Source organism: Microbacterium sp. PRF11, assembly GCF_031844085.1.
In the GTDB taxonomy this organism is placed as follows: Bacteria; Actinomycetota; Actinomycetes; order Actinomycetales; family Microbacteriaceae; genus Microbacterium.
The window spans coordinates 527,088-543,285 of sequence record NZ_JAUZUP010000001.1; the positions used below are offsets into that span (position 1 = coordinate 527,088).

Here is a 16,198-nt window from a genome sequence, read left to right on the forward strand (position 1 = left end):
CTCCCACGAAGGAGTCCCCATGACCACCCCACAGACCACCGCCCGCCGCATCCCGGCCGAGCTGCCCGAGCGCATCCAGCACTACATCGGCGGCAGGTTCGTCGACTCGGTCGACGGCGACACCTTCGACGTGCTCGACCCGGTGACCAATCAGACCTACCTGCGGGCCGCGGCCGGCAAGAAGGCCGACGTCGACCTCGCCGTCGCCGCCGCGCGGAAGGCCTTCACCGACGGCCCCTGGCCGCGCATGCTCCCCCGCGAGCGCTCACGGGTGCTGCACCGCATCGCCGACCTCGTCGAGTCGCGCGACGAGCGCCTCGCCGAACTGGAGTCGTTCGACTCGGGACTGCCGATCACCCAAGCCCTCGGCCAGGCCCGCCGCGCTGCCGAGAACTTCCGCTTCTTCGCCGACCTGATCGTGGCCCAGACCGACGACGCCTTCAAGGTGCCGGGGCGCCAGCTCAACTACGTCAACCGCAAGCCGATCGGGGTCGCCGGGCTCATCACCCCGTGGAACACCCCCTTCATGCTCGAGTCGTGGAAGCTCGGCCCGGCCCTCGCGACCGGCAACACCGTGGTGCTCAAGCCCGCGGAGTTCACGCCCCTCTCGGCATCCCTCTGGGCGGGCATCTTCGAGGAGGCGGGCCTGCCCGAGGGCGTGTTCAACCTCGTCAACGGCCTCGGTGAAGACGCCGGCGACGCCCTCGTGAAGCACCCCGACGTGCCGCTCATCTCCTTCACCGGCGAGAGCTCGACCGGGTCCCTCATCTTCGCGAACGCAGCTCCGTTCCTGAAGGGCCTGTCGATGGAGCTGGGCGGCAAGAGCCCCGCGATCGTGTTCGCGGACGCCGACCTGGATGCCGCGATCGACGCGACGATCTTCGGCGTCTTCTCGCTCAACGGCGAGCGCTGCACCGCGGGGAGCCGCATCCTCGTGGAGCGCTCGGTGTACGACGACTTCGTGAAGCGCTACGCCGCACAGGCCGATCGCGTGAAGGTCGGTTACCCCGACGACCCCGCCACCGAGGTCGGGGCGCTCGTGCACCCCGAGCACTACGCGAAGGTCATGTCGTACGTCGAACTCGGCAAGACCGAGGGGCGCCTGGTCGCCGGCGGCGGCCGCCCCGAGGAGTTCCCCGAGGGCAACTTCGTGCGGCCCACGGTGTTCGCCGACGTCTCCCCCGACGCGCGGATCTTCCAGGAGGAGATCTTCGGCCCGGTCGTCGCCATCACGCCCTTCGACACCGACGAGGAGGCGCTCGCCCTGGCCAACAACACGAAGTACGGCCTCGCCGCCTACGTGTGGACGAACGACCTCAAGCGCGCGCACCTGTTCGCGCAGAACGTCGAGGCCGGCATGGTGTGGCTGAACTCCAACAACGTCCGCGACCTCCGCACCCCCTTCGGCGGGGTGAAGGCCTCGGGTCTCGGCCACGAGGGCGGCTACCGCTCGATCGACTTCTACACCGACCAGCAGGCCGTGCACATCACGCTCGGCCCCGCCCACAACCCCACGTTCGGCAAGGCGCCGGGGCACTGACTCCTGCTCCGCGGTCGGGGTGGCTCCGTCCCCCCTCCCGCCGAGCGAGATCACACGATCCGCCCGAGATCACCCGTTCCGCACCGCCCGCAACGTGTGGCCTCGACACGATCGTGTGATCTCGTGCCCCTCCCGGCCCCCGACAATGACCCCACGCAAGGACGCGAACCATGACCAAGCACACCGAAGAGCAGAAGACCTCCTCCGGGTTCTGGGTGACCCAGGAGGCACCGATCGTCTCCGACGACCCGATCCCCACCCCCTCCTCGCCCGCACCCGACATCCTGCGCTGCGCGTACATGGAGCTCGTGGTCACCGACCTCGCGGCATCCCGGGTCTTCTACGTCGACGTGCTCGGCCTGCACGTCACCGAAGAGGACGACCAGGCGATCTACCTGCGCTCGACCGAGGAGTTCATCCACCACAACCTCGTGCTGCGCACGGGTCCGGTCGCCGCGGTCGCCGCGTTCTCGTACCGCGTGCGCTCGGCCGACGACCTCGACAAGGCCGTGGCGTTCTACGAAGAGCTCGGTTGCGACGTGCGCCGCGAGCCGAACGGGTTCACGAAGGGCATCGGCGACTCCGTCCGCGTGGTCGACCCGCTCGGTTTCCCGTACGAGTTCTTCTTCGACACCGAGCACCAGGAGCGCCTCTCGTGGCGCTACGACCTGCACTCCCCCGGCGAGCTCGTGCGCCTCGACCACTTCAACCAGATCACCCCCGACGTCCCCCGCGCGGTGAATTTCATGCAGGCGCTGGGCTTCCGCGTGACCGAGGACATCCAGGACGAGGAGGGCACCGTCTACGCCGCGTGGATGCGCCGCAAGCCCACCGTCCACGACACCGCCATGACCGGCGGCGACGGCCCGCGCATGCACCACGTCTGCTTCGCGACGCACGAGAAGCACAACATCCTCGCGATCTGCGACAAGCTCGGCGCCCTCCGCCGATCGGATGCCATCGAGCGCGGCCCCGGCCGACACGGCGTCTCGAACGCGTTCTACCTGTACCTGCGCGACCCCGACGGCCACCGCGTCGAGATCTACACGCAGGACTACTACACCGGCGACCCCGACAACCCCGTCATCACCTGGGACGTCCACGACAACCAGCGTCGCGACTGGTGGGGCAACCCCGTCGTCCCCTCCTGGTACACCGAGGGCTCCCTCGTGCTCGACCTCGACGGCACCCCGCAGCCGGTCCGCGCCCGCGAGGATTCGAGCGAGATGGCGGTGACGATCGGCGCCGACGGCTTCAGCTACACCCGGGCGCCGGAGGAATCGGCATCCGAGTTCAAGCTCGGCAACCAGCTCTAGCCTTCCTCCCTCTCCCCCTCCCCGACCATGTCCCACTTGTTGGCCGGTTGGACGCCGCTCAGGCAACCACAATCGGGACATGCACCGACAAAAGTGGGACGAGGGTCGTCAACTCGAAAGGACCTCATGCTCACCGACGCACAGATCGACGCCATCGCCGCCGAGCTCGCCGAGGCCGACCGCACCCATTCGGTGATCCCGCGGATCACGGCGAGATTCCCGGATGCCACGGTCGACGACTCGTACCGCATCCAGGGCCGCTGGCGCGACACGCAGCTCGCCGCGGGTCGGACTCTCGTCGGGCGCAAGATCGGCCTGACGTCCAAGGCCATGCAGCAGGCGACCGGGATCACCGAGCCCGACTACGGCGTGATGTTCGACGACACCGTGTACCGCTCGGGCGACGACATCCCCGTCGAGCACTTCTCCAACGTCCGCATCGAGGTCGAGCTCGCCTTCGTGCTCAAGACGCCGCTGGCCGGCCCCGACTGCACGCTCGACGATGCCCTCGCCGCGATCGACTACGCCGTCCCCGCCCTCGAGGTGCTGAACTCGCACATCGAGCTCGAGGGCCGCACGATCGTCGACACGATCAGCGACAACGCCGCCTATGGCGCGATGGTGCTCGGCGACGTGCACAAGCGTCCCGACGAGATCGACCTGCGCTGGGTACCCGGGGTGCTGAGCCGCAACGGCGAGATCGAGGAGACCGGCGTCGCCGCGGGCGTCCTCGGCCATCCGGCGACCGGCGTCGCGTGGCTGGCGAACAAGTTCTCTCAGCACGGCGCACGCCTGGAGGCGGGCGAGATCATCCTGGCAGGATCGTTCACGCGCCCGATGTGGGTGTCGCGGGGCGACGATGTGCTCTGCGATTACGGACCGATGGGAACGATCTCGTGCCGCTTCGTCTGACCCCGACCTTCCGGGCCGCGCTCGCGGCATCCGATCGTCCGCTCGCGGGCATGTGGGTGTGCTCGGGCAGTTCCGTCGCGGCCGAGATCGCCGCGGGCTCGGGCCTGGACTGGCTCCTGCTCGACATGGAGCACTCGGCGACCTCGCTCGAGACCGTGCTCACGCTCCTGCAGGTGACCGCGGCGTATCCCGTGACCCCGGTCGTGCGCGTGCCGTGGAACGACCCCGTGGTCATCAAGCAGGTGCTCGACCTCGGCGCGCAGAACCTCATCGTGCCGATGGTGTCCTCCGCCGACGAGGCCCGGGCCGCCGTCGCCGCGACGCGCTACCCGCCCGAGGGCATCCGCGGGGTCGGCAGCGCCCTCGCCCGCAGCGCCCGCTGGAACCGCGTCGATGGCTACCTCGCCGACGCCGCCGACCACGTCTCGCTCACCGTTCAGATCGAGACCACCGCCGGAGTCGCCGCGGCGGCTGAGATCGCCGCCGTCGAGGGAGTGGATGCCGTCTTCGTCGGGCCGAGCGACCTCTCGGCATCCATGGGTCTGCTCGGCCAGCAGTCGCACCCCGACGTCGTCGCCGCGGTGCACGCCGTGTTCGCCGCGTGCCGGGATGCCGGCACCCCGGTCGGCGTGAACGCCTTCGACCCCACGGTGGCCGAGGCCTACCTCGATGCCGGGGCGGACTTCGTCGCGGTCGGCGCCGACGTCGCGTTGCTCGCCCGCGCCTCGGAGGCCCTCGCCGCGCGGTTCGTCACCGGTCCCGGCGAGCGTCGCGACAGCTACTGAGTCACCGGTCTAGCGTGGAGCGATGACGACCTTTCCGACCCTCCGAGCTCTTGCCGACCGCGCCTCGTATTTCACCGCCCTGCGCCAGGACGCACTAGGCCAGGCGGCCGAGGATCTCGGGGAGCACCGGTGGGACGTCGACCTGGCCACGGGGACGTTCGCGTTCTCGTCGACCACCGACCCGACCCGCCGTTTCGTCTGCGGCGCGCACTTCATCGCGTCGATCGCGCCCGGCCCCCGGTCGGTCCTGTGGGGGTGGGCGCATCCCGCGGGAGGCGGCGACCGGGGCGTGGCCGCGCAGCTCCGTGGGTACGGACAGGCCCACGGGATCGCCGAGCTCACCTCGCCCGAGGTCCCGTTCCCTGCAGACGCCCCGGGCGACGCGGACTGGATCGCACAGGTGTCGCACGAGATCGCCGGGGCGGCCATCGACATCACCGGCCGCTCGGCGTACTACTCCGCACCCTCGGGCGAGTCCGGCACGCGCGCCGTCCTCGTTCTCGACGCCCCGTTGCCCGCACTGACCGTCGCAGAGGCGATGATCCGGATGCCGCGGATCATGTCGACCACGACGCCCGCCGATCCGCGCGGCGCCGTGTGGAACCTGGCGCGTCTGGCCGGGTGGACCATGACGTGGACCGACGACGCCTTCTCGGGCGCGGTCGTCACCGACTCTTCCGGTTCCGTGACCTTCGGCTTCGACGAGCAGGCACGGGTCACGTCGATGAAAGCGTCTCTCGGCGGCACCGCCTGAGAACACGAAAGGGCCGCGCCGTCACGGCGCGGCCCTTTCGAACGGGAGTCAGTCCTCGTCTTCGTCGTCTTCCTCGTCGTCGCCGATGATCTCGATGTCCTCGACCTCGAGCTCGGGAGTGAGCTGCACGTGCACGAGGGCGTCCGGGAACGAGACCTGACCGGCGAACACGACGATGATCGCGTCGGCGAACACGCCCACGCCGATCGCCTCGAGGTCGGTGCGCAGGTCGACGTCGGCGTCGAGCTCGTCGTCGTCGAGGGCGTCCTCGATGTCGCTCGAGATCTCCTCGACGATCGCGCGCCAGCGCTCCTCGCTGACCGAGAGCACGTCCTTCAGGTTGCTCAGGATCGCGTCGAGGTCGGGGGCTTCGTCTTCGTCGATCTCGGGGTCGAGGTCGACCTCCACCTCGACGCCGGCGGCATCCAGGTGTCCGGACCCGATGACGCTGTCTTCGTCGATCTGGGCGTCTTCGAGCAGACCGCTCTCGGTGACGCGGCGGAGAAGGTCGTTCAGCACGGACTCAGTCATGAGGAAACTGTGCCACGTCGCGCGCGCTCGCGCTTCCCCATTGCGTGCGACGCTCCGTCTGTTCAACGCGCGTCACGCTGTGGTTCACCGTCAGCCCGCGGCGGCGCGCTCCGCCGCCTCGACGACGTTGGTCATGAGCAGGGCGACGGTCATCGGGCCCACACCGCCGGGGTTCGGCGACACGAAGCCGGCGACCTCGGCGACGTCGGGGTGCACGTCACCGTAGACGCGGGACTTGCCGGTCTCGGGGTCGGTCTCGCGCGTGACGCCCACGTCGAGCACCGCGGCGCCCGGCTTGACGTCCTCGGCGCGCACGATGTGCTTCACGCCCGCGGCGGCGACGATGACGTCGGCCTCGCGCAGGTGCTTCGCCAGGTCGGCGGTGCCGGTGTGGGTGAGGGTCACGGTCGCGTTGATCTCGCGACGGGTCAGCAGCAGGCCGATAGAGCGACCGATGGTGACACCGCGGCCGACGACGACGACCTCCTTGCCCTTCAGGTCGTAATCGTTGCGCAGCAGCAGCTCGATGACCCCGCGCGGTGTGCACGGCAGCGGCGTGAGGATGGGCGCGTTCACGTTCAGCACGAGACGCCCGAGGTTGGTGGGGTGCAGGCCGTCGGCATCCTTGGCGGGGTCGATGCGCTCGAGAATCGCGTCGGTGTCGATGTGCTTCGGCAACGGGAGCTGCACGATGTATCCGTGGCACGCGGGGTCGGCGTTGAGACGGTCGATGACGGCCTCGACCTCCTCCTGCGTCGCCTCGGCGGGCAGCTCGACCTGGATCGAGTTCATGCCGATCGCCTCGGACTGCTTATGCTTCATGCCGACGTACAGCTGCGAGGCCGGGTCGGCGCCCACGAGCACGGTGGCGATGCCCGGGACGATGCCCCTCGCACGCAGCGCCGCCACGCGCTCGGTCAGCTCCGCCTTGATCGCCGCCGAGGCGGCCTTACCGTCGAGAATCGTCGCCGTCATGGCATCCCTCGTTCCGTGTCTGTGGTGTCATGTCATGTCGCCGGCCCCTCGTCGCCGTCTCTGCCGCGCCGCCCCTCCCCTCCCGCGCCACCCCTCCCGCGCCGCCCCTCCCGCGCCGCCCCTTTCGCGATAAACGCTCCGGCGAGTGAGAAACGCCGCGAGACAATGTGTTTCACTCGCCGGGGCGTTTATCGGCAACAGGATGCCGGGCACCCGGCGCGCGCGGAAGAGAAAGCCGGAAGGCCTGAGGGCCGGATGCCGGGACGGGACCGCCGCGACAGCGACCCCGCCCCGGCGGGGCTCACTGCTGCAGGTCGGGGTACAGCGGGAAGGCGTCGGCGAGCTTCGCGACGCGCGCGCGCAGGGCCTCGACATCGGCGCCGGGAATCAGCGCGAGCGCGATGATGTCGGCGACCTCGGTGAACTCCGCGTCGCCGAAGCCGCGGGTCGCAAGCGCCGGGGTGCCGATGCGCAGGCCCGAGGTCACCATCGGGGGCCGCGGGTCGTTGGGTACGGCGTTGCGGTTCACGGTGATGTGGATGTCGTGGAGGAGGTCTTCGGCCTGCTTGCCGTCGATCTCCGCCTCGCGCAGGTCGACGAGCACGAGGTGCACGTCGGTGCCGCCCGAGCGCACGGCGATGCCGGCGTTCTTGACGTCGTCCTGGGTAAGGCGCTCGGCGAGGATCGCCGCGCCCCGCAGGGTGCGCTCCTGGCGTTCCTTGAACTCGGGCGTCATCGCGAGCTTGAAGGCCGTGGCCTTCGCGGCGATGACATGCATGAGCGGGCCGCCCTGCTGGCCCGGGAAGACCGCGGTGTTGATCTTCTTGGCGAGCGCCTCGTCGTTCGTGAGGATGAGACCCGAGCGGGGGCCGCCGATCGTCTTGTGCACGGTGGTCGACACGACGTGAGCGTGCGGGATGGGGCTCGGGTGCACGCCCGCGGCGACGAGGCCGGCGAAGTGCGCCATGTCGACCCACAGCAGCGCACCGACCTCGTCGGCGATCGCGCGGAAGGCGGCGAAGTCGAGCTGGCGCGGGTAGGCCGACCAACCGGCGATGATGACCTTGGGCTTGTGCTCGACGGCGAGACGACGCACCTCGTCCATGTCGATGATCGAGGTCTCGGGGTCGACACCGTAGGCGACGATGTCGTAGAGGCGGCCCGAGAAGTTGATCTTCATGCCGTGCGTGAGGTGGCCGCCCTGGTCGAGGGCGAGGCCGAGCAGCGTGTCGCCGGGGCGGGCGATCGCGTGCAGCACCGCGGCGTTGGCCGAGGCACCGGAGTGCGGTTGGACGTTGGCGTACTCGGCACCGAACAGCTGCTTGGCCCGCTCGATCGCGAGCGACTCGGCGACGTCGACCTCTTCGCAGCCGCCGTAGTACCGGCGACCCGGGTAGCCCTCGGCGTACTTGTTGGTCAGCACCGAGCCCTGCGACTGCAGGACCGAGACGGGCACGAAGTTCTCGGACGCGATCATCTCGAGGAACCCGCGCTGGCGGTTGAGCTCGCGCTCGAGGACCTCGGCGATCTCGGGGTCGACCTCGGAGAGGGGGGCGTTGAAGTACGGATCGGTCATGCGATCTCCTTGACGATGGTTCCGGATGCCGCGGGCTCGGCGAGCCCGCGTAGATACCGCATCGACCCAGGCGTGCGGTCGAATACCGTCAAGCGGTCGCTCCCCGGTGGTTCCCCACCTCAACGCCAGTCGCGACGGTGCCACTTTAGCGGGTAAACCTTCCCCTGCCCCGCGTGTTCCGGCATCCACCGTTCCTCCCCAGGTCGCGTACGGCTCGACGCTGAGGCATCGCGGACGCGGGAACCCCGGGCCCGCGTAAAATAGCGGAGTGACCGACTCCCGCAACGTCCGCGCCCAGGCGCCTCTCGCCCCCGGCATGCGCCCACGCCCGACGGCGGTCGAGATCGTCAGCGTGATCTGCGGCATCTTCGCCTTCGTGACCCTGGCCATCTGGGGCTTCACCGCGTGGCCGCTGCCGTGGAACATCGTCGCCGGCATCGGCGCTCCCGCCCTCGCCATCCTCGTGTGGGCCCTGTTCGTCTCGCCCCGTGCCGTGCTGGCCGTGCATCCGTTCATCCGCGCGCTGGTCGAACTCTTCGTGTACGCGGCGGCCACCGTCGCATGGTGGAGCATGGGCCAGGCGTGGATCGGTCTGGGCTTCGCCGTCGTCGCGGTCGTCTTCGGCGCCCTGAACGGCCGACGGCGCCTGGCATGACCTCCGACGTCGTCGCGCTGCTGCGGGCCGCGCTCGGCGACCGCGTCGACATCTCCCCCGCCGCACTGGAGGCCGCGAGAGCCGATAAGTCCGGGCACGCCTCGGCGGCGACGCCACTGGCGGTGGTGCACGCGGCATCCGTCGACGACGTCCAGACCGTGATGCGCATCGCGACGGCCACCCGCACCCCGGTCGTGCCGCGCGGCGCCGGGACGGGACTCGCCGGCGGCGCCAACACCGGTGGCGGCGAGATCAGCCTCTCGCTGCGCGGAATGGACCGCCTGCTCGAGGTGCGGCCCGACGACCTGCTCGCGGTGGTGGAGCCCGGCATCCTCAATGCCGACCTCAATGCGCTTCTCGAACCGCACGGCGTGTGGTGGGCGCCCGATCCGGCCAGCCGCGCCATCTCGACGGTCGGGGGCAACATCGCCACCGGGGCCGGCGGGCTGCTCTGCGCGAAGTACGGCGTCGTGCGCGACGCGGTGCTCGGCGTCGACGTCGTCCTCGCCGACGGGCGCCTGCTCCGTCTCGGGCATCGCAGCGTAAAAGGCGTGACCGGCCTCGATCTGACCTCGCTCATCATCGGCTCGGAGGGGACGCTCGGCGTCGTCGTGGGCGCCACCCTCAAACTGCGCCGCCTGGTCGAGGGCGAGCGCGTCACCCTCACCGCGCTGTTCGACGGTGTGCGCGCGGCCGCCGTGGCCTCCGCGGCGGTCACGGCGTCGGGCGTGCAGCCCGCGATCATGGAGTTGATGGATGCCACGAGCCTCGCGGCCGCGCATCGCCTCCTGTCGCTGCCCACCCCACCGCCGGGCGCGGCGCAGCTGACGATCCAGACCGACGGCCCCGTCGCCGCGGAGGAGGCCCGCTCGATCGCCGGGATCCTTCGCGAGGCGGGCGGCGCGGTGGCCGTGGCCTCGGACGCGGCCGAGGGCGAGGCCCTCCTGGCCGTGCGCCGCGCGATGCATCCCGCGATGGAGACCCTCGGCACCACGCTCATCGAGGACGTGTCGGTGCCGCGCAGCGCCCTGCCCGACATGTTCGATGAGATCGCGCGCATCGAACGCGAATTCGGACTGGTCATCCCGGCCGTCGCCCACGCCGGTGACGGCAACCTCCACCCCAACTTCGTCTTCGAAGGACGGGAGGTCCCGCCGATCGTCTGGGAGGCGGCGGAGGAGCTGTTCCGCGCGGCGCTCGCGCTGGGCGGAACCCTCACCGGCGAGCACGGCATCGGGGTGCTCAAGCGGCGGTGGCTCGCCGACGAGCTCGGCGACGACCAGTGGCAGCTGCAGCGCGACATCGCCCGGGTCTTCGACCCCCTCGGCATCCTGAACCCGGGCAAGGTGTTCGCGGACTGATGCCATCCGGCCGCTGGGCGACGCCGACGTGATCAGACCGTGATGTTCACTCCGGTCATGACGGGCACCCTCCCCTTACCATGAGAAGACTGACTTCTGGGGGGTTTGACGATGACCGACGCCGCACCGGGCACCGATGGCGCGACGTACGCGTGGGCACCGACCGAGCCGACCCGGCGGAAGAACCGCTCCGGCCTCTGGATCGGCATCCCGGCGGGCGCGACCGCGGTCGCCCTGATCGCGGCGTCCCTCGTGCTGATCGCGCCCGGCGCCTCCGTCGCCGGCGTGCAGATCGGCGGGCTGACCGCCGGAGCCGCGGCGCAGGCGATCGACTCGCGCCTGGCGCAGACGACCGTGACGGTCGAGAGCCCCGCGGGCCAGGTCACCGTGACCGGTGCCGAGCTCGGCGCCACGGTCGACGCCGCGGCCCTGGCCGACAAGGCGTTCGCCGACAACCCCATGTGGAAGCCCGCGTCCTGGTTCCCCGAGGGCACGGGCGTCGAGGTGCAGGTCGATGCCGCCGAGGCCGCCGCGGCCCTGCGCGAGCTGGCTCCCGGCACCTACCGCGCCCCGGTCGACGCCACCATCGCGTACGACGACGGGTCGCAGGCCTATGTCACCACCCCGTCCGAAGACGGTGAGGGCATCGACGTCGCCGCCGTGACCGCCGCGCTGCAGACGGCGTTCGACTCGGGGATGGCATCCACGACGGTCCAGGCCGGCCTCGTCCCCGTCGAAGCTCCCGTCACCACCGACGAAGCGGGCGCCGCCGTCGCGACCCTCAACGGCATCCTCGACAGCGCCGGCTTCTACGTCGGCGACGAGCGCACGGTCGCCGTCGACCGCGCCACCGCCGCCTCGTGGCTCACCGTCACCCCCGACGGCAAGGGCGAGTTCGCGATCTCGGCCGACGAGTCCGCGATCCAGCAGGCCGTCTCGGGGCTCGCCGGACAGGTCGATCGCGGCGCGGTCAACGCCGATGTGATCGTCGACACCGGCGGAGAAGTCATCAAGGCGATCACCGAGGGGCAGACCGGCCGAGCGCTCGGCGACACGAGCGGCGTCGCCGCGGCCTTCGCCGCACAGCTCGCCGACGGGAACGGCCGCTACGCCCTCCCCGTGACCGAGACCCCGTTCGAGACCACCAAGACCGAGCGACGCATCGACGTCAACCTCAGCACGCAGACCACGACGCTCTGGCAGAACGGCGAGGTGTACCGCACCTACACGATCTCGTCGGGCGCGGGTGACCACGCCACCCACACGGGCAACTTCCGCATCGGCTGGAAGACGGCCATGCAGGACATGGGCTGCGTCCCCGGGTACGACTACTGCACGAAGGACGTGCCCTGGGTGGCGTACTTCAACGGCGACGAGGGTTTCCACGGCACCTACTGGCACAACAACTTCGGCACGCCGATGAGCCACGGCTGCATCAACATGACGATCCCGCAGGCCAAGGAGCTGTACGACTGGGCCTACCGCGGCACCGAGGTCTCGGTCCACTACTGAGCCCGGATCCCTGTAGAGGGGCGGATGCCATTCGGGATCCGCCCCTCTTCTGTTCTCCGCGTCCCCTCGCGCGAGTCGCCAATTTTGTCGCTTCGGGGCCCCCTCAAGCGACAAATCCTGGCGACTCACGCGCGCCTGCGCGGCCGACACGCAACAGAAAGGGGCGGATGCCGATTGGCATCCGCCCCTTTCGGGTTCCGGGCTCAGCGCAGGGCGTCGACCACGGCGTTCAGCGTGGCGGAGGGGCGCATGACCTTCTCCACGAGCTCCGTGTTGGGGCGGTAGTACCCGCCGATCTCGGCGTGGTGGCCCTGGACGGCGTTGAGCTCGGCGACGATCGTCTCCTCCTCGGCGGCCAGCTTCTCAGCGACCGGGGCGAAGACGGCGGCCAGGTCGGCATCCGTCGTCTGCTGCGCCAGCTCCTGCGCCCAGTACAGGGCGAGGTAGAAGTGGCTGCCGCGGTTGTCGATCGTGCCGAGGGCGCGACCCGGCGACTTGTCGTTCTCGAGGAACGTGCCGGTCGCGGCGTCGAGCGTCTGCGCGAGCACGCGGGCGCGGTCGTTGCCGGTGGTGTCGGCGAGGTGCTCGAGCGAGGCCGCGAGGGCGAAGAACTCACCGAGTGAGTCCCAGCGGAGGTAGTCCTCCTCGACGAGCTGCTGCACGTGCTTGGGGGCCGAGCCGCCGGCGCCCGTCTCGAACAGACCGCCGCCCGCGAGGAGCGGGACGATCGAGAGCATCTTGGCGCTCGTACCCACCTCGAGGATCGGGAACAGGTCGGTGAGGTAGTCGCGCAGCACGTTGCCGGTCACCGAGATGGTGTCCTCGCCGCGGCGGATGCGCTCGAGCGAGTACCGCGTGGCGTCGGCCGGCGCGAGGATCTCGATCGTGAGGCCGTCCGTGTCGTGGTCGGCGAGGTACTCGTGCACCTTGGCGATGAGGTTGCGGTCGTGCGCGCGGCTCTCATCGAGCCAGAACACGGCCGGGACACCGGTCGCGCGGGCGCGGGTCACGGCGAGCTTCACCCAGTCGCGCACCGCGACGTCCTTCGTCTGCGTCGCGCGCCAGATGTCACCGGCGCCGACCTCGTGCTCGAGCAGCACGTCGCCGTTCGACGCGACGACCTGCACACGGCCGGGGGCCGCGATCTCGAAGGTCTTGTCGTGGCTGCCGTATTCCTCGGCCGCCTGCGCCATGAGACCGACGTTCGGCACCGAGCCGATGGTGGCCGGGTCGAGGGGACCGTTGGCGATGACGTCCTCGATGGTCGCCTGGTACACACCGGCGTACGAGGAGTCGGGGATGACGGCGAGGGTGTCGGCCTCTCCCCCGTCGGCGCCCCACAGCTTGCCGCCGTTGCGGATGAGCGCGGGCATCGAGGCGTCCACGATCACGTCGCTCGGCACGTGCAGGTTGGTGATGCCCTTGTCGCTGTTGACGTACGACAGGCGGGGGCCGGATGCCAGGGCGTCACGGATCTCCGCGGCGATGGCGTCGCCGCCCTCGACGTTCGACAGACCCGCGAGGATCGAGCCGAGACCGTCGTTCGGGGTCAGGCCGGCGGCGGCGAGCGCGTCGCCGTGGCGGTCGAACACGTCGGCGAAGAACGCCTTGACGACGTGGCCGAAGATGATCGGGTCGCTGACCTTCATCATCGTGGCCTTGAGGTGCACCGAGTACAGCACATCGTCGGCCTTCGCCTGCGCCAGCGTGTCGGCGAGGAACGCGTCGAGGGCCGCGGCCGAGAGGAAGGTGGCATCCACGATCTCGCCCTGGAGGACCTTCAGGCCCTCCTTGAGCGTCTTCGTCGTGCCGTCGGCGGCAAGGTGCTGGATCGAGAGGACGTCGTCGTCGGCGATGACCACCGACTTCTCATTCGAGCGGAAGTCGTCGTGACCGAGGGTCGCGACGCGGGTCTTCGAGCCCTCGGCGAAAGCCTTGTTGCGGTGCGGGTGCTTCTTGGCGTAGTTCTTCACCGCGAGCGGGGCGCGGCGGTCGCTGTTGCCCTCGCGCAGCACCGGGTTCACGGCCGAACCCTTGATGCGGTCGTAGCGGGCGCGCACGTCTTTCTCTTCGACGCTCGACGCCTCGTCCGGGTAGTCGGGGATGTCGTAGCCCTGCGACTGGAGCTCGGCGATCGCGGCCTTGAGCTGAGGGATGGATGCCGAGATGTTCGGCAGCTTGATGATGTTCGCCTCGGGCAGCGTCGCGAGACCGCCCAGCTCGGCCAGGGCGTCGCCGACCTGCTGCTCGGGGGTCAGGCGCTGCGGGAAGGCCGCGAGAATGCGGCCGGCCAGCGAGATGTCGCGGGTCTCGACGTCGACACCCGCCTGCTTCGTGACGGCCTGCACAATGGGCAGGAACGACGCGGTGGCAAGTGCCGGCGCCTCGTCGGTGTACGTGTAGATGATGGTGGAATCGGGCACGTCAGATCTCTCCGTAGAGGCGGCCAGGGTTGCGTTCCAGCCTATCGCACCACGGCAAAGTCTCTTGATGTCGAGATAGTTTGACGGTCCGGGACGGCTCGTCGGTCGGCGCCCCGCGGTGCGCGCGCGGCGGCGGCGGACGATCGACGCCGAGGTGACGCAGAACGCATGCGCGGGGATGCGATCTTGGGGAGGAGCGGGTGGCCCGATAGCCTGGGCGCATGGCTGACCTGCGTCTCGTCGAACTGTCCGCCGCCACGATCGTGGCCGTGAACACCCTGTCGCTCAAGCCCGGGCAGGAGCAGTTCCTCGCTCCGGTCAGCTACGGCATCGCCGCCACGGTGAGCAATCCGCAGACCTCATGGCAGCGCGTCGTGCTCGACGGTGACGAAGTGGTCGGCTTCGTCAGCGCGAACTTCGACCCCGACGCGCACGAGGAGCACTTCCGTTCCGTCCTGTGGCGCATCAACGTCGACGCCGATGAGCAGGGCCGCGGTGTCGGCAGCTACGCCATCGCCGCCGTGCTCGAGGAGGCCCGCGGCCGCGGCATGGACCACGTCGACGTCATCTACGAACCCGGCGTCGGCGGCCCCGAGGCGTTCTTCCAGCGCGTGGGTTTCGAGCCCGTCGACGAGACGGAGTACGGCGAGGTCATCGCCCGCGTGCGGGTGTAGGCCCGGCGCGCGCGGGCGCGGCGTTGCGGTGCAGCAGATTCGGATCCACGCAACGGATTCGGACCGCTCCGCCCCCGTCGTCCGCATCCGTCGCAGCGATCCGATTCTGTTGCGTAGCCACCCCTCCTCCCCAGGATGCGTTTCGGCTGTCCCCTGCACATCTGCCCCGGCTCGGCGCATCCTCCTCCGCCCGGAGGAGCAGGGTGGGCCCATGGACATCGCCGAGTGGGTGAGAGCGCGCGGCGGCATCGTGCACCGTCAGCAGATCCTGGATGCCGGTATCCCGGCCAGTCGACTGCGCGCAACCATCACGCGGGGCGAGGTCGACCGGGTCAAGCGCTACTGGGTTGCGACGGAGAACGCCCCCGCCGCTCTCGTCGGTGCCGCCTGGGCTTCCGGCCGGCTCGCGTGTGTCAGCGCCGCCTCGTTGCGTGGCTGGTGGATCCCCGAGGGAGTCGGTGCGTCGCTACACGTCGCCGTGAAGCGTGACAGCCAGGCTCCGCGCGCCGACGTCGTCACGCACTGGTCGACTCCTCTCGTGCCGCTACCCGCCCACCACCTCGTCGAGTCGGTTCCCGACTGTCTCGAGCACGTCGCGAGCTGTCTTCCGTTCGAGCAGGCCCTGATCGTGTGGGAATCGGCTCTGCGCCACGAACGCCTGCACCCCGATGCCGTCGCGAAGATGTCATGGCGGACTCCCGCGTCGAAGCGACTGGCCTCTACCGCAACGGGACAGTCGGACTCCGGACTCGAGACGATCTTCGTGGTGCGCCTGACCCCCTGGGGCGTATTGGTGCGCCAGCAGGTGCTCATCGCCGGGCACCGCGTCGACGTTCTGATCGGTGACCGTCTCGTCGTCCAGCTCGACGGTTTCGCCTATCACTCGACCCCTCAAGACCGCCACCGCGACCTCGCCCACGATCGCGAACTGATCGCTCGCGGCTACACCGTCCTGCGATTCAGCTATCGCGACGTGGTGACGGACTGGGCCGGCGTGGAGCGCGCGATCACGACCGTGATCGCTCAGGGGCTGCATCTCGCGAGATGACCGGGAAGCGGCATCCCGCCGTCTTGCGTGGGTCAATGAATGCGGATCAGCGCAACAGATTCGGACGCATGCCGTCTGCAGATCCGAATCTGTTGCGCAACTCCGGATCTGTTGCCCGCGCGGCCTGCGGCCGCGC

The 16,198-nt window shown here is 70.0% G+C and carries 14 protein-coding genes and 1 riboswitch; of the genes, 10 read left to right on the top strand and 4 right to left on the bottom strand.

The genetic code is table 11. From position 1 onward, the window contains the following. Positions 1-19 precede the first annotated feature (19 nt). The 5 genes from hpaE (at position 20) to Q9R20_RS02495 (ending at position 5,307) form a co-directional block, all read left to right on the top strand. Positions 20-1,540 carry a 5-carboxymethyl-2-hydroxymuconate semialdehyde dehydrogenase gene (hpaE, locus tag Q9R20_RS02475; protein WP_311247849.1) on the top strand — a complete coding sequence of 507 codons (1,521 nt, stop codon included), beginning with the start codon at positions 20-22 and terminating at the stop codon, positions 1,538-1,540. A 170-nt stretch (positions 1,541-1,710) separates the two neighbouring features. Next, complete coding sequence (gene hpaD, locus Q9R20_RS02480) at positions 1,711-2,856, top strand: 3,4-dihydroxyphenylacetate 2,3-dioxygenase (RefSeq protein ID WP_311247850.1); 1,146 nt, start codon at positions 1,711-1,713, stop codon at positions 2,854-2,856. A gap of 126 nt (positions 2,857-2,982) precedes the next feature. Further along, on the top strand, positions 2,983-3,768 hold the full coding sequence (locus Q9R20_RS02485) for a fumarylacetoacetate hydrolase family protein (protein ID WP_311247851.1): 786 nt from the start codon (positions 2,983-2,985) through the stop codon (positions 3,766-3,768). Further along, positions 3,753-4,553: an aldolase/citrate lyase family protein gene (locus Q9R20_RS02490; protein WP_311247852.1), complete on the top strand. Its 801-nt coding sequence runs from the start codon at positions 3,753-3,755 to the stop codon at positions 4,551-4,553. Before Q9R20_RS02485 ends, Q9R20_RS02490 begins: the two co-directional genes overlap by 16 nt. 22 nt (positions 4,554-4,575) lie before the next feature. Continuing rightward, on the top strand, positions 4,576-5,307 hold the full coding sequence (locus tag Q9R20_RS02495) for a DUF6882 domain-containing protein (RefSeq protein WP_311247853.1): 732 nt from the start codon (positions 4,576-4,578) through the stop codon (positions 5,305-5,307). 48 nt (positions 5,308-5,355) lie between these two features. On the opposite strand, the gene Q9R20_RS02500 is transcribed toward Q9R20_RS02495, so the two are convergent. From Q9R20_RS02500 to glyA, 3 genes are all read right to left on the bottom strand, one after another. Then, the gene (locus Q9R20_RS02500) at positions 5,356-5,838 is read right to left on the bottom strand and encodes a cytochrome C5 (RefSeq protein WP_311247854.1); all 483 of its coding nucleotides are present in this window, start codon (positions 5,836-5,838) and stop codon (positions 5,356-5,358) included. 90 nt (positions 5,839-5,928) lie between these two features. Next, entirely contained in the window at positions 5,929-6,813 is an 885-nt protein-coding gene (locus Q9R20_RS02505; protein ID WP_311247855.1) for a bifunctional methylenetetrahydrofolate dehydrogenase/methenyltetrahydrofolate cyclohydrolase, read from the bottom strand. 301 nt (positions 6,814-7,114) lie between these two features. Beyond that, complete coding sequence (gene glyA, locus Q9R20_RS02510) at positions 7,115-8,389, bottom strand: serine hydroxymethyltransferase (RefSeq protein WP_311247856.1); 1,275 nt, start codon at positions 8,387-8,389, stop codon at positions 7,115-7,117. A gap of 57 nt (positions 8,390-8,446) precedes the next feature. After that, positions 8,447-8,532, bottom strand: a riboswitch (ZMP/ZTP riboswitch). A gap of 125 nt (positions 8,533-8,657) precedes the next feature. Here glyA and Q9R20_RS02515 point away from each other — a divergent pair. From Q9R20_RS02515 to Q9R20_RS02525, 3 genes are all read left to right on the top strand, one after another. Further along, positions 8,658-9,044, top strand: a complete 387-nt coding sequence (locus Q9R20_RS02515) for a YrdB family protein (RefSeq protein ID WP_311247857.1) — start codon at positions 8,658-8,660, stop codon at positions 9,042-9,044. Further along, on the top strand, positions 9,041-10,405 hold the full coding sequence (locus tag Q9R20_RS02520) for an FAD-linked oxidase C-terminal domain-containing protein (protein ID WP_311247858.1): 1,365 nt from the start codon (positions 9,041-9,043) through the stop codon (positions 10,403-10,405). The genes Q9R20_RS02515 and Q9R20_RS02520 overlap by 4 nt, the downstream gene beginning before the upstream one ends. A 111-nt stretch (positions 10,406-10,516) precedes the next feature. Continuing rightward, positions 10,517-11,917, top strand: a complete 1,401-nt coding sequence (locus Q9R20_RS02525) for a L,D-transpeptidase family protein (protein WP_311247859.1) — start codon at positions 10,517-10,519, stop codon at positions 11,915-11,917. A 203-nt stretch (positions 11,918-12,120) separates the two neighbouring features. Here the strand turns inward: Q9R20_RS02525 and Q9R20_RS02530 are convergent, their stop codons facing one another. Continuing rightward, entirely contained in the window at positions 12,121-14,340 is a 2,220-nt protein-coding gene (locus Q9R20_RS02530) for an NADP-dependent isocitrate dehydrogenase (RefSeq protein ID WP_311247860.1), read from the bottom strand. Between the two features lie 221 nt (positions 14,341-14,561). On the opposite strand from Q9R20_RS02530, the gene Q9R20_RS02535 reads away from it, so the two are divergent. Beyond that, on the top strand, positions 14,562-15,014 hold the full coding sequence (locus tag Q9R20_RS02535; RefSeq protein ID WP_311247861.1) for a GNAT family N-acetyltransferase: 453 nt from the start codon (positions 14,562-14,564) through the stop codon (positions 15,012-15,014). A 211-nt stretch (positions 15,015-15,225) separates the two neighbouring features. Continuing rightward, positions 15,226-16,062 carry a type IV toxin-antitoxin system AbiEi family antitoxin domain-containing protein gene (locus Q9R20_RS02540; RefSeq protein WP_311247862.1) on the top strand — a complete coding sequence of 279 codons (837 nt, stop codon included), beginning with the start codon at positions 15,226-15,228 and terminating at the stop codon, positions 16,060-16,062. Positions 16,063-16,198: the final 136 nt, after the last annotated feature.